Source organism: Alloacidobacterium dinghuense (assembly GCF_014274465.1).
GTDB lineage: Bacteria > Acidobacteriota > Terriglobia > Terriglobales > Acidobacteriaceae > Alloacidobacterium > Alloacidobacterium dinghuense.
On the sequence record NZ_CP060394.1, the window covers coordinates 4,417,113 to 4,431,256 of the forward strand.

9 protein-coding genes are annotated in these 14,144 nt (G+C 57.5%); 5 read left to right on the forward strand and 4 right to left on the reverse strand.

Translation table 11 applies throughout. The features are described from left to right. The first annotated feature begins 110 nt into the window (after nt 1-110). The 3 genes from mfd to galU all read left to right on the forward strand — a co-directional run bounded on the left by mfd (nt 111) and on the right by galU (nt 6,416). Nucleotides 111-3,668, forward strand: a complete 3,558-nt coding sequence (gene mfd / locus H7849_RS18245; protein ID WP_186741341.1) for a transcription-repair coupling factor — start codon at nt 111-113, stop codon at nt 3,666-3,668. A gap of 80 nt (nt 3,669-3,748) precedes the next feature. Then, nucleotides 3,749-5,461 (forward strand): DUF885 domain-containing protein, encoded by a 1,713-nt coding sequence (locus H7849_RS18250; protein WP_186741343.1) that lies wholly within the window; start codon nt 3,749-3,751, stop codon nt 5,459-5,461. An 82-nt stretch (nt 5,462-5,543) separates the two neighbouring features. Next, nucleotides 5,544-6,416 carry a UTP--glucose-1-phosphate uridylyltransferase GalU gene (gene galU / locus H7849_RS18255; protein ID WP_186741345.1) on the forward strand — a complete coding sequence of 291 codons (873 nt, stop codon included), beginning with the start codon at nt 5,544-5,546 and terminating at the stop codon, nt 6,414-6,416. A gap of 46 nt (nt 6,417-6,462) precedes the next feature. Here the strand turns inward: galU and H7849_RS18260 are convergent, their stop codons facing one another. Next, the gene (locus tag H7849_RS18260; protein ID WP_186741347.1) at nt 6,463-7,017 is read right to left on the reverse strand and encodes a thioredoxin family protein; all 555 of its coding nucleotides are present in this window, start codon (nt 7,015-7,017) and stop codon (nt 6,463-6,465) included. A 12-nt stretch (nt 7,018-7,029) separates the two neighbouring features. Continuing rightward, complete coding sequence (gene ruvB / locus H7849_RS18265; RefSeq protein ID WP_186741349.1) at nt 7,030-8,061, reverse strand: Holliday junction branch migration DNA helicase RuvB; 1,032 nt, start codon at nt 8,059-8,061, stop codon at nt 7,030-7,032. Between the two features lie 92 nt (nt 8,062-8,153). Between ruvB and H7849_RS18270 the strand changes: the two genes are divergently transcribed. Further along, entirely contained in the window at nt 8,154-9,551 is a 1,398-nt protein-coding gene (locus tag H7849_RS18270; RefSeq protein WP_186741351.1) for a glycoside hydrolase family 47 protein, read from the forward strand. Between the two features lie 7 nt (nt 9,552-9,558). Here the strand turns inward: H7849_RS18270 and H7849_RS18275 are convergent, their stop codons facing one another. Beyond that, entirely contained in the window at nt 9,559-10,761 is a 1,203-nt protein-coding gene (locus H7849_RS18275) for a hypothetical protein (RefSeq protein WP_251106347.1), read from the reverse strand. Between the two features lie 160 nt (nt 10,762-10,921). On the opposite strand from H7849_RS18275, the gene gyrA reads away from it, so the two are divergent. Then, nucleotides 10,922-13,582, forward strand: coding sequence for a DNA gyrase subunit A (gene gyrA, locus H7849_RS18280; RefSeq protein WP_186741353.1), 2,661 nt, complete (start codon nt 10,922-10,924; stop codon nt 13,580-13,582). 70 nt (nt 13,583-13,652) lie between these two features. Here the strand turns inward: gyrA and H7849_RS18285 are convergent, their stop codons facing one another. Further along, nucleotides 13,653-14,033 carry a hypothetical protein gene (locus H7849_RS18285; RefSeq protein ID WP_186741355.1) on the reverse strand — a complete coding sequence of 127 codons (381 nt, stop codon included), beginning with the start codon at nt 14,031-14,033 and terminating at the stop codon, nt 13,653-13,655. Nucleotides 14,034-14,144: the final 111 nt, after the last annotated feature.

Here is a 14,144-nt window from a genome sequence, read left to right on the forward strand (position 1 = left end):
GATTGTTCCGAGCAGCGGGACCGGAAACGTGAATGTGAACTGGCAGAACTGAAGGGTCACGTGCGGAGGTCCACCGGCCCGCGTGTCCTCGGCTGGTAAACTGGATTTGCATGATCCTCCCGTTCGTCCGCGAGTTATTGGCGGATCTGGAGCATTCCTCATCTTTTGAACAGGCACGAAGGCACCTCGCCCTTGCCCGTGGGCGTCGTCGTGTCTCTGGACTGACTTCGACAGCTCGCTCTTTGTATCTTCCGCTCTTCGCGCGGGCGGCGAATGTTCCTGTTGTCGTCGTTGTTGCCGACAACAAGGCTGCTGACACGCTGCAGATCGCGTTGCGCGCCGGCTGCGAATTAACAGGTGCTATCGCTCCCGAGCGCGTTTTGAAGCTTCCAGCGCATGACGTGCTGCCTTTCGAAAATCTTTCGCCGCACCCTGAAGTGCAAGAGCAGCGCGCGGCGACCCTATGGAAGATTGCCACCGGGGCGGCGTCGATTGTGATTGCGCCAGTTGAAGCGTCGGCGATGCGATTTTTTGCGGCGGAGTACTATGCCGATCTGGCGCGCACATTGCGTCGTGGCGAAGAGATCGACATCGATGAACTGATCACGCACCTGACCAGCGTGGGTTACAGTGCGGCAGACATAGTGGAGATGCCGGGGCAGTTCACGCGGCGCGGGGGCATTCTCGATGTGTATTCGCCGGAGGCCGACCGACCGGTGCGCGTCGAGTTCTTTGGTGATGAGATCGATTCCATCCGCAAGTTCGATCCGGAGTCGCAGCGGTCTTCAACGCCATTAGATGAAGCGGTGTTGCTACCGCTCACCGAGACGCCTATTACTGAGCGCTTGCTGGCAGCGGTGCATGCGCGGCTGAGCGGAGCGCACCTCGAGTCGGCGGATGACCCGAATCTGGTGGCCGAAGCAGTTGCGGCGAGCGGTGTTACTGTTTTTCCCGGATGGGAGTTTTTCTCAACGGTTGCCGGAGCAGGCAAAACTCTGCTCGATCTTTTTCCGCGCGCGACACTTTTTGTGGAAGAGCCGGCGATGATCAAGAATCAGCTTGATCGCTGGTGGAACAAGGTGGAGCAGCGGCACGACCGCAGCGGCATCGGCTCGCTGATTCAGCCGGACGACATTTACATGCGTCCTGAGTTGTTGCAGGGGCAACTTGCCTCGCATCCTGGTCTCGATATCGATCAACTCGGCGCCGTCGATGTGCTCGAAGAAGATGAGACGTTGGGCGAGATAGAAATCCATTCGCGCCCAACGCTGCGTTTTCACGGATCGATTCCGGCATTCGTCGAACAAGTGCGCACACTTATGCAACAGGAGACGCGCATGCTGCTGGCCGCACCTAACCAGGGCGAGGTGGAACGGCTGGCGAGCTTGCTGCGCGAATACGAGATTCCCTACCGGCTTGGCAGCCGTATCCAGCACGCGGGCAGCGAGACGATTTATGACGAGTCGAGCTATCTGGCGGGCGATCTGCGCACGCCGATTCTGGTGCGCAGTCTGCTGACCAACGGCGTAAGCCTGCCGGATGCGAATCTTATCGTCTTCGGTGCGAATGATTTCTCTGACGAAGCGGATATTGCCGCTCGGCCCGCGCCAAAGAAATCGAAAACAGCTGCTTTTGTTTCCGATTTTCGCGATCTCGCGGTTGGGGACTACGTTGTCCACGTCGAGCACGGCATTGCCTGCTATATGGGCCTCAAGGAGATTGCGCAGGACGGCGTCAACATCGAATTCATGATCCTAGAGTTCGCGGAGCAGGCGCGGCTATACGTGCCGCTTACGCGACTCGACCTGATTCAAAAATACCGTTCGAGCGAAGCCGGGACTGCGCCTGTGCTCAACAAACTCGGCTCGCAGCAATGGGCCAAGACCAAGGCGCGCGTGAAGAAGGCCATGCAGGACATGGCCGACGAGCTGCTCAAGCTGTACGCGCAGCGTAAGGCCGCGCAAGGAAACGCCTTCTCGCCAGACAACGAATTCCAGCACGAATTTGAAGACGCATTCGACTACAACGAGACCGACGATCAGATGTCGGCGATCAACGACATCAAGCGTGACATGGAATCGCAGATGCCGATGGATCGCCTGCTCTGCGGCGACGTTGGTTACGGCAAAACGGAAGTGGCCATGCGGGCGGCCTTCAAGGTGGTGCAGGATGGCAAGCAGGTAGCCGTGCTGACGCCGACGACCGTCCTCAGCTTTCAGCATTTCGAGACATTCAAGAAACGTTTCAGTCTCTTTCCCATTTCCATCGAGATGATCTCGCGCTTCCGCACCCCAAAGGAGCAGAAACAGATTCTTGAAAAAGTCGAAGTGGGTCAGGTAGACATTCTGATCGGCACGCATCGGCTGCTTTCGAAGGACATCAAGTTCCATGATCTCGGTTTGCTGGTCGTTGACGAGGAACAGCGCTTCGGCGTGCGCCATAAAGAGCGGCTGAAGCAGATGCGGCAGTCGATCGATGTCCTGGCAATGTCGGCAACGCCGATCCCACGCACGCTGCATATGTCGTTAGTTGGGTTGCGTGACATGAGCGTGATCGAAACGCCGCCGAAGGACCGCATGGCGATTCAGACAGTCGTTGCGAAGTTTGACGAGAAGCTGATCCGATCTGCGGTCGAAGTGGAACTGGAGCGCGGCGGGCAGATCTATTTCGTGCACAACCGCGTAGAGACGATCTACGAGATTGCTGCGAAAATTCAGGAGCTGGTGCCGATGGCGCGCATCACCGTCGGCCACGGACAGATGGGCGAGAGCGAACTCGAGAAGGTGATGCTCTCGTTCATGCATCACGAGCACGACGTGCTGGTGGCGACAACGATCATCGAGAATGGCCTCGACATCCCGCTGGCGAACACGATCATCATCAACCGTGCTGATCGCCACGGCTTGTCTGAGCTGTACCAGTTGCGCGGGCGCGTCGGCCGCTCGAATCGCCGCGCCTATGCATATCTACTGATTCCGCCGGAGCAGGAGCTGACGGATGTAGCCCGGCGCCGGCTTGCAGCTTTGAAGGAATTTTCCGACCTCGGCGCAGGGTTCAAGATTGCGGCGCTCGATCTTGAATTGCGCGGCGCTGGCAACATGCTCGGCGGCGAGCAGAGCGGCCACATCGAAGCCGTCGGCTTTGAAATGTACACCGGCATGCTCGAGGAAGCCGTGGCCAAACTAAAGGGCGAAGAGCGCGTCGAGGTTCCAGTGACGCAGCTGAATCTTGGTATCAGCCTGCGGATCGACGAGAGTTACATTACCGAAGAGAATCAGCGGCTGCGCATCTACAAGCGCATTGCCGGGGCGCAGACCGAGGGTGCCGTGGCCGACGTTCAGGCCGAGCTTGAAGACCGCTACGGCCCGCTGCCCGACGGGGTAAAGCTTCTGCTTGAAGCAGCGCTGCTCCGCGCCGAGTGCGAGCGCGTCGGAGTAGCTCAGATTGATCGCAAGCGCGACCAGCTGCATATTCGCTTTACTGAGCAAGCCAACGTCGACCCTGGCCGGCTGATGAAGTTGGTGGCGAAGAATGCCAAGCGCGGCGCGCAGTTTACGCCGCAGGGAGTTTTGCGGTATCCGCTGTCACAAACCAGGCCCGATGAAGTGCTGATGGAAATACGTTTGCTGCTGGATGAGCTGATGGTGGAACCGGTGGCAGCAAAATGAGATCATTCGTAGTCACAAATTGAAATGAGGCTGCAGTGAGCAAGAAACTAGTTTTCCTTTCGTTAGCTTTTGGAGGCGTGATGGCCGCAACCGTTGCAGCACAGACGCTGGATGTCAATGCCAAATTCCGCGATCTTGCCGATCAGTACTTTGAACGCGCGACCTTTGCCTATAACCCCACATTCGGCACGATGGCGGGGCTGCACCAGTACGACTCGAAGCTCGAGAACTACAGCCATGCCACGGTCGATGCGCAAATTGCAACGCTTGAGGATTTCGAGAAGAAGTTCGACGATTTGCCGGCGTTCCAGATGGATACTTCTACTCAGGCCGACCGCGAACTGGTGCTCGACGATATTCGCAGCAAGCTGCTCACGCTGCAGACCATCAAGCCATGGGAGAAGAACCCTGACAACTATTCAAGCGGCATCACCAACAGCGCGTTCGTTCTGATGGAGCGCAATTTTGCACCGTCGGACGAAAGACTCCGATCTCTGATTGCTCGCGAAAAGCAAATGCCCGCAGTTTTTGCCGCAGCGCGGCAGAACCTGAAGAATCCTCCCCACATCTACACAGAGATCGCTCTCGAACAGCTGCCGGGCATCATCAGCTTCTTCGAAAGCGATGTGCCAGAGGCATTCAAGGACGCAACCGATCCGGCAACTAAGGCCGAATTCAAAAAGACGAATGCCGGAGTGATCGCTGCGCTCAAGAGCTACGAATCATGGCTGAAGCAGGACCTGTTGCCGCGCTCGAATGGCGATTTTCGCCTGGGCGCCGAGACCTTCTCAAAGAAGCTTGAATATGACGAGATGGTCGATACGCCGCTGTCGAAGCTGCTCGACATCGCCTACGACGACATGCACAAAAACCAGGCAGAGTTTGCGCGTGTAGGCAAAGAGGTAGACCCTTCGAAGACACCACAGGAAGTGGTGGAGGAACTCGGGTCGATTCATCCGGCTCCCGATCAGCTGCTGCAGACCTTCCGCGACACGTTCAGCGGACTGATCGCATTCATCCAGACAAACCGCATCATCACCATTCCTTCTGATGTGCGGCCAACGCTCGAAGAAACTCCGCCGTTCATGCGGGCGACGACGCAGGCGTCGATGGATCCGCCGGGACCATTCGAGACGCACTCGACCACGGCATACTTCAACGTTACATTGCCGGAAAAGGGCTGGACCGCGGAACATATCGCTGAGCACATGGCCGCCTTTAACGTTGGAACGGTCATCAGCACGTCCGTGCATGAGGCTTATCCGGGGCACTACGTGCAGTTTCTTTGGACCAATTACGCGCCGTTGAGCAAGGTACGAAAGTTGATCGGCGCTAACACGAATATCGAAGGCTGGGCCCATTATTGCGAGCAGATGATGCTGGATGCGGGCTATGGACAGCCGGGCACTGGCGCGAAGGACGAGCGCGAGGCGCACCTGATTCGGCTGGGCCAGTTGCAGGATGCGCTGCTGCGCGACGCGCGCTTCATCGTCGGCATCAAGATGCATACCGGCGAAATCACCTTCGATCAGGCCGTCGACTTTTTCGTGAAGGAAGGCTATCAGTCAAGGTCTGTGGGAACGGTCGAGACAAAGCGCGGCACCGCGGACCCGACCTACCTTTACTACACACTTGGCAAGCTGCAGATTATGAAACTGCGCGCCGATCTCGAAAAGAAGCAGGGCTCAGACTTCTCGCTGCAGAGATTCCATGACAACTTTATGCGGCAAGGAGGGGCTCCGATCAAGATTGTGCGACAGGCATTATTGGGCGATAATTCGCCAACACTCTGAAGCATAAATCTGCATCATACTTCGGTGGCATTTGCCACGCCCACGAACTGCACATTTCGATTAGAAAGAAGCAACGAAGCGAATGAACAAGAAGGTGCGAAAGGCAGTATTCCCGGCTGCGGGTCTTGGAACCCGTTTTCTTCCAGCCACCAAGGCCATTCCTAAAGAAATGCTGGCGCTCGTCGACAAGCCGATCATCCAGTACGGCGTGGAAGAGGCGCTCGCGGCGGGCGTCGAGCAGATCATCATCGTCACCGGCCGGGGAAAGTCGGCGATCGAAGACCACTTTGATGTGAGCTTTGAATTGGAAGCAACCCTTGAACGTCGCGGCAAGAAAGAACTGCTTGCTGTTACACGCAATGTCTCCAACTTGGTGGAGCTTGCCTACGTTCGTCAGAAGGAAGCGCGCGGACTTGGCCACGCAGTTCTCATGGCGCGCGATCTGGTTGGCGACGAGCCGTTCGCTGTCATCCTGCCCGATGATGTGATCGACGCGCCCGTGCCATGCCTGAAGCAGATGATCGACGTCTTCGATGAGTTGCAGGGATCCGTGCTCGCAACACAGATCGTGGAAGGACCGGCAATTTCAGCCTACGGAGTGCTCGATGGAACACCGGCAAAGAATCCGCGCGTAATGAATGTGAAGGGCATGGTCGAAAAGCCCAAGCCGCCTGACGCGCCCTCGAAGAACGCAATTATCGGCCGTTACATTCTCACGCCGAAAATCTTTGAGTTGCTGGAGAGGACCCCTCTCGGTGCTGGTGGAGAACTACAGCTCACCGATGGCATCAAGACCCTGCTTGAGACCGAGAAGGTCTACGGCTACACATTCGACGGAATTCGCCACGACGCTGGTGATAAATTCGGCATGCTGAAAGCCACGGTCGACTTCGCGCTCAAACGCGAAGACATGGGGCCGCAGTTCCGCGAATATCTGAAGTCCCTGGTACTGTGATCTGTTCTAAATGGAAATAAAAAGCCCGGATCTTACACCGGGCTTTTTATTTCCACTTGATGTTGCAACCGAGGCTCGGCTTCTGGATCGGATGCACTGGCTCGCCGGCTAACACCGTGTTCATGGCAGTGCGCAAATCTTCGCCTGTAACGGGAATACCGCTTCCCGGACGGCTGTCGTCGAGTTGCCCCCGATAGGCGAGTTTCAAGTTCCCATCGAAGAGGAAGAAATCAGGAGTGCAGGCGGCGGCGTATGCCCGGGCGACTTCCTGCGTTTCGTCGTAGAGGTAGGAAAATGAAAAGCCCACAGCGCGAGCCTGCTCAGCGAGACTCGCTGGTGCGTCATCCGGATAATTAGCTGCGTCGTTGCTGCTGATGGCGATGATGCCGATGCCTTTGCCTTCGTAGTCGCGGCCCAGTTTTGCCAGTTCTTTTTCAACGTGCTTTACGAAAGGGCAATGACGGCAGATGAACATGACGAGCAGCCCTTTCGGGCCTGAGGCGGATTGCAGATCAACCATGCCGCCGCTGACAACATCGGGCAGTGAAAACTCCGGGGCATGCGTGCCCAGAGCAAGCATGGCGGATTCGGTTCTGGCCATCGCAGTGTCTCCTTAGAAAAGCTGATTCTGTTTTCGTGGCAGCGGCAGCCCGAAATGTTCATAGGCCAGCCGCGTGGCCACGCGTCCGCGGGGCGTGCGGTCGAGAAAACCAATCTGGATCAGGAACGGCTCGTAGACTTCTTCGAGCGCGTCTTCTTCTTCGGCGAGTGTCGCAGCCAGCGTGTTCAGGCCTACGGGACCGCCGTCATACTTTTCGATGATCGTCATCATCAGCCGCCGGTCAAGCTCGTCGAAGCCATGCGCATCCACTTCGAGCATCTTCAGCGCCTGCTCTGCGGTGCTGCGGTCAATCTTTCCCGATCCGCGCACCTGGGCAAAGTCGCGCACGCGCCGCAGCAGGCGGTTGGCGATGCGCGGCGTTCCGCGCGAGCGCATGGCGATTTCGGCGGCTCCATCTTCATCGATGGGTACGTTGAGAACTTCCGCGGACCGCTCGACGATAAAGCGCAGGTCGTCATCGGTGTAAAACTCCAGCCGCAGCAGGATGCCGAAGCGCGAGCGCAGCGGCGATGAGAGGAGCCCGGGGCGTGTGGTGGCGGCGACAAAAGTAAAGGGCTTGATGTCCATCACGTGCGTGCGTGCAGCCGGGCCCTGCCCGATGATGATGTCGAGTTTGTAGTCTTCAAGCGCGGTGTAGAGCTTTTCTTCGAGCACCGGTTGCAGGCGATGGATCTCGTCGAGGAAGAGCACCTGGCGCTCGCGCAGGTTGGTCAGAATTGCCGTCAAGTCACCCTGAATCTGCAGCGCCGGGCCCGAGGTCTGCTGGAAGCCTACGTCCATCTCATTCGCAATGATTGAGGCAAGCGTCGTTTTACCTAGCCCCGGAGGCCCAAAAAGCAAAACGTGATCAAGCGCTTCGCCACGGCTCTTCGCTGCTTCGAGGGCAATCGCCAGCTGCTCCTTGGCCTTTGGCTGGCCGATGAATTCCTTCAGCCAGCGCGGCCGCAACTTCAGTTCAAAAGAGCTCTCATCCTCGGCGCGCGCCGCACTTACAAGCCGTTCCGGATCGTCTTTGCCTGCCATTCACTCGGAGTGTAGCAGCTTGCAGAAACACATGCGCAACCCGACAATGGAATCGTTCCCACGACGAGCATTTGCATTAAAGTGTAAGTATCATGCGTCGCCTTTCTGTGCTCGTCTTTCTCGGCTGTGTTCTGTTCTCCACGCCGATGCCGCTCGCATTCGCTCAGGCTGCTCCCCAGCCTCTCTCGATGACGGATCAGCAAAAGGCGGAGATGGCCCGGCGCGTTCGCCAGGAGTTCCTGCACGCGTGGGACGGCTACCGCCAATACGCATGGGGACACGACGCATTAAAACCGCTGAGCAAGAAACCGCACGACTGGTATGCGCATTCGCTTCTGATGACACCCGTCGATGGACTGGACACGATGATCCTGATGGGCTTGACGCCCCAGGCCGACGAAGCGCGCAAGCTGATCGACACCCAGCTCAATTTCGATCAGGACATGTACGTAAAGGATTTCGAGATCACCATCCGCATGATGGGCGGTCTGCTTTCGAGCTATCAGCTGACTGGCGACAAACGGCTGCTCGAACTGGCCGACGATCTTGGCCGTCGTATGCTCCCCATGTTCAATTCGCCGACCGGCATGCCATACGAGTACGTCAACCTGCACACGGGGGCGGTGCGCGGACCCAACAGCAATCCTGCGGAAGTTGGCAGCCTGCTCTTGGAATACGGCACATTGGCACGGCTCACCGGCAAGCAGGTTTACTACGACAAAGCAAAGCGGGCTGTCGTCGCGATGTACAAGCGTCAGTCAAAAATCGGACTCGTCGGCCTTGGCATCAACGTCGAAACCGGCAAATGGACAGACCGCACGGCAGGAATCATGGGCGGCATCGATTCTTACTACGAATACCTGCTGAAGTGCGCCATCCTCTTCAACGACAAGGACTGCGAGCGCATGTGGAACGAGAGCGCGGCAGCAATCAACAAATACCTTGCCGACCAGCGCCCCAACGGTCTGTGGTACGGACAGGCAAATATGGGCACCGGAAAACGCATTGCAACCTACTACGGAGCGCTCGATGCTTTCTTTCCCGCAGTGCTGGCACTTGGCGGCGACCGCGAGCGAGCGGCAAAACTTCAAGACTCAAGCTACCTTATGTGGAATCTCGCCGGTATAGAGCCTGACTCACTGAACTACGCGGCCATGCAGATCAAAGACGCGAACTATCCGCTACGGCCGGAGATCATCGAGTCGGCCTACTATCTGTATCACTACACACACGATCCTAAATATCTCGTGATGGGGCAGACATTTTTTGACTCACTGATGAAGTATTGCCGCAACGACGTCGGCTTCGCCGCACTCAGTGACGTCCGCACCAAGCAGAAGGCTGACAGCATGGAGAGTTTTTTCTTTGCTGAGACGATGAAATATCTCTATCTGCTCTTTGCGCCGCCGTCGACGCTCGATTTCGATTCCATCGTCTTCAATACTGAGGCACACCCGTTGAAGCGTAACTTCACTGCAGCTTCAAACTGACTTACTGTCAGAGCAGAGGCAGCCCGGCAACGCACAACGAAACCTGAGCCAGAACGATCGCGCCCGTTACCCAGAGAAACGGCTTGCGATAACGCGTCTCCAGCACATCGGCAAAGACGCCACCGATGAACGCAAGTAGAAATGGAAGCGCCCACAGCCACGGCTCGCTCTGCACTCCAGGTGTCACCAGCAACAGCAGAAAAGCTGCAACCAGCAAAGGGGTGGTATTTCCAAAGTATCGCGACCGCCGAAATGCGAGATACAGCCCGAGCGCACCCGCCGCAGCGATTGTGATCCCGGAGTTGATCAGCGATGCAAATAGCGCCCCAGCCTGACCGAGTGAAAACCACATCTTCGCCGATTCGCTGCGAAAAACATAGCTAAAGGCATCGGGACGAAACGCATACGAAGCAAACAGTAAGAATAATGCACCTAGAACCCAAACTATGGCCAGCGTAGGAAGATAAGCGCGTCGGCCCTCAGCGACATAGGCCATGAAGGCAATCGTCAAAATGAGGCCCAACAAAAATGCCGACACGTGCGCCGCAGCCGTAAAACCAAAGGCCAGCGTCAGCAGAACGATCCGAGGCCGCCACTTTTTCTTCGGACCCTGCATGGCATGTGCCACACCAATTGCCGTGTACACAACAGCAAACAAGCCGAAGGCCGCCAATATCTCGTTATTGGGATACGTACAGGCACGCACGATCGGCGGCGCAAAGCAATAAAGCGAGAGCGCAATGTAGCCGCCGGTGTTGCCGTACAGTCGCCGCGTGACCCACCAGATACAGGCTCCAAGAGCCAGCCCGGCGAAGATAAATGGAAGCCGCATCAGCAGCTTCACATAGCTCACTTCATGCCGCATTTCCCACGTCGAAGTCGAAGAAGCTTGCCCGGCCAGGATTCTCTGAATGGTCAGCGGCAGTCCGGCAGCACGATACGCAAGCGTTCCGTCGTGAATATTTCCGCAACTCGTGAAATATCCCGCGAGAGGCGAAGGCTTCTCCCACATCTCCCGTCCGCAGCGCGCAAATTCATAGTCACTTTCACTGAGCGTCTGATGTTTCACAACCCAGAGACACTGCGCCAACAGCATGAGAAGCAGTACGGCCGCGATCTGTTGGGGACGATTAAAGCGGAATTTACGGATGCTGTGGGCGGTCGAAGGCGGCATCTTTTCGTGGCGTTCTGACCTCAGTGTACCGGACATTCTCCGAGGCCAGAATTTCAACGGCTGCAAACCCCTGAATCCAATAGACTAAAGCCGCATTGCTGGGGCATAACTATTTTAGTATCATAAAGATAGATTCATTCCGCCCGATCCTCACCACGCATTCCACCCGGGCCGTTTGAGACTCGAAATCTAATTTATGGCAGACGATCAGAACCCTCAGCTTCCCCTCGGCAATGGCGGCGGTGAAAACGGACCCACCGGACCCGGCGCAGCCAACCTTATCCCGATCAACATTGAAGAGGAGATGAAACAGTCGTATCTCGCCTATTCCATGTCGGTCATCATCGGGCGCGCTCTTCCCGACGTGCGCGACGGACTGAAGCCGGTGCATCGCCGCATCCTTTACGGCATGCACGACATGGGGCTGCAGCATAACAAGAAGTATACCAAGTGCGCCAAGGTTGTCGGCCACGTGATGGGCAACTACCATCCGCACGGTGATTCGGCGATCTATGACACGATGGTCCGTCTCGCGCAGCCCTTCAGTATGCGCTACGTGCTCGTCGACGGTCAGGGCAACTTCGGCTCCGTCGACGGCGACATGCCCGCGGCCATGCGTTACACCGAAGCCCGCATGACTAGGCTCGCAGGTGAATTGCTCGCCGACATCGATCAGGAGACGGTGGACTTTACTCCGAACTACGACGAGTCCACCTTTGAGCCCTCAGTGCTGCCAGCGCGTGTGCCGAACCTCATCATCAACGGTGCGAACGGCATCGCCGTCGGCATGGCGACAAACATCCCGCCGCACAACCTGACTGAAGTCGTCAACGCCGCCATTGAAATGGTCAACAACCCGAATGCCGGGCTTGATGAAGTGCTCAAGCACGTACAAGGTCCGGACTTCCCGACCGGCGGCTTCATCTATGGACGCAGCGGCATCAGGAATGCCTACCAGACAGGCCGCGGGCGCTTCCTCATGCGCGCCAAGTGCGCCATCGAAAACATGAACCAGGGCCGCCAGGCGATCATTGTCAGCGAGATCCCCTATCAGGTCAACAAGAACACGCTCATCAAGCGCATCGCCGAGCTGGTCAACGAGAAGGTCATCGACGACATATCCGACGTTCGCGACGAGAGCGACCGCGACGGCATGCGCATCGTCATCGAACTCAAGCGCGGCGCGGAACCGCAGATCATTCTCAACCAGCTCTACAAGCACTCCCAGATGCAGGAGAGCTTCTCGATGATCTTCCTGGCCGTGGTCAACGGTCAGCCGCGTGAACTCGCGCTGCCTGACGCGATCCGCCACTTCCTCGATCACCGCATCGATGTCGTCCGCCGCCGCACCGCCTTCCTGCTGCGCAAGGCGCGCGAGCGCGAGCACATCCTGCTCGGCTACCAGATTGCGCTCGATCATCTCGACAACGTCATCAAGATCATCCGCGGATCATCCTCCCGCACCGATGCCCGTGAGAATCTCTTCCAGTTCTTCTCCGGAAAAACAATCACCGTTCGCGATCAGGCGCTCGCTGGCGTCAAGCTCGACCCGGCCCGCTACGCCATCGACCCGGCAACCCTCATCTCGCCGACGCTGACGCTCAGCTACCGCCAGATCGATGCGATCCTCGAACTGCAGCTCTATCGCCTCACGCAGCTCTCGATCGACGAGCTGCTCAAGGAACTCGCCGACGTGCGCAGCCGCATTGAGGAGTACGAATCGATTCTCGGCTCCGAAAAGAAGCTGCGCGCCGTCATCGTCAAGGAGCTCGAAGCCATCCGCAAGGACTACGGCGACGAGCGCCGCACGCAGATCATTGACGAGACAGCCGAGTTGCAACTCGAAGACCTTATCGCCGACGAGCAGGTTGCCGTCACCGTCTCGCATCAGGGCTACCTGAAGCGCACGCCGATCTCCACCTACCGCCAGCAACGCCGCGGCGGACAGGGCCGCACCGGCATGAAGACACGCGAGGAAGATTTCGTCTCGCAGCTCATTGTCGATTCGACGCACGCCTATCTGCTCTGCTTCACCAACACGGGCCGCGTCTACTGGCTCAAGGTCTACGAAATCCCCGACGTGGGCGCGGCGGGCAAGGGCAAGTCGATGCAGAGCCTGCTTAACCTGCAGGCAGGCGAAACTGTCCGCACCATCCTGCCCGTGCGCGATCTCGAAGAAGAAGGCAAGTTCGTCTTCTTCGCCACGCGCAACGGAACTGTGAAGAAGACTCCGCTCAAGGACTTCTCGAACGTCATGGCACGCGGCATCATAGCCATCGGCATTGAAGAAGACGATGAGCTGATCGGCGTGCGCATCACCGATGGCAACCAGATCGTCTTCCTCGCCACGCATGAAGGCATGGCTATCCGCTTCGACGAGAACGATGTGCGCTCTATGGGCCGTCCGGCTTACGGTGTGCGTGGCATCGACCTCGGCAAGAAGGATTATGTTGTCGGTAGTGCCGTAACGCCGCGTGAGCGCCGCAAAGATGAAGTGGGAGCCAACTGCGACTGCCTCATCCTCAGCATCACCGAGCAAGGCTTCGGCAAGCGCACGGATGTAGACGAATATCGCCTGCAGACCCGTGGCGGCAAGGGCGTCATTAACGTCAAAACGACGGCGCGCAACGGCAAGGTTTCGTCGATCCAACTAGTCGATGAGACTTCGGAGCTGATGGTCATCAGTCAGTACGGCAAGATCATCCGCATCGATACCAAGACCATCCGCGCAGCCGGACGCTCCACGCAAGGCGTCAAGCTTCTGAACCTTGAAGAAGATGACAAGGTGGCGGCGGCGGTCGTCATTCCGCCGGAAGAAGCCAAGCAGGAAGCGGAAAACGGTACGCTGCTGCAGTAACAAGTACCAAATAAAAAAGAGCGAAGAGGGTGTCGAGGGTTGGATCGACGCCTCTTCGCATTTGGGAGACTTATTCGCGCTGGGTCCTGGTCTCGGCGTAGACCATTGCCATGTCGGGCCGAGCATTGCCGTTTGCAAGTTGTCGTTCCCGCTTCGTGACATGCAGTGTCGCCGTGGTCCTCCCAGCACTGTTATCGATCTGGTGCAGCACGTATTCCGTGTTATAGCGATTGAAGATCAATCGCGCCCGGCCTGGACGAGCCTGGGCCTGATCCATCGTGACGGCAAAATCCGCGTAAATCAGGTAGTGCCCGGCAGGCAGGTGGGTATTTTCAACAGTGAAGGCAAAAGGAATATTGACGGACAAGAGCGCGCGCTCCTCGATCTGAGCCTGCAGAGCCTGGAGAGGCATCAACCATACTAGTGCAAGTAATATGCGAAAGGCTTTCACGGAATCCTCCTCGGACGTGCCTTGAAAGCATCTTGCTTATGTCTCGAATTCGCGCGATCTGGATTGGGCGAACCGCCATCTTTCGCTGGCTAGCCGCATGATGCGCCGTGA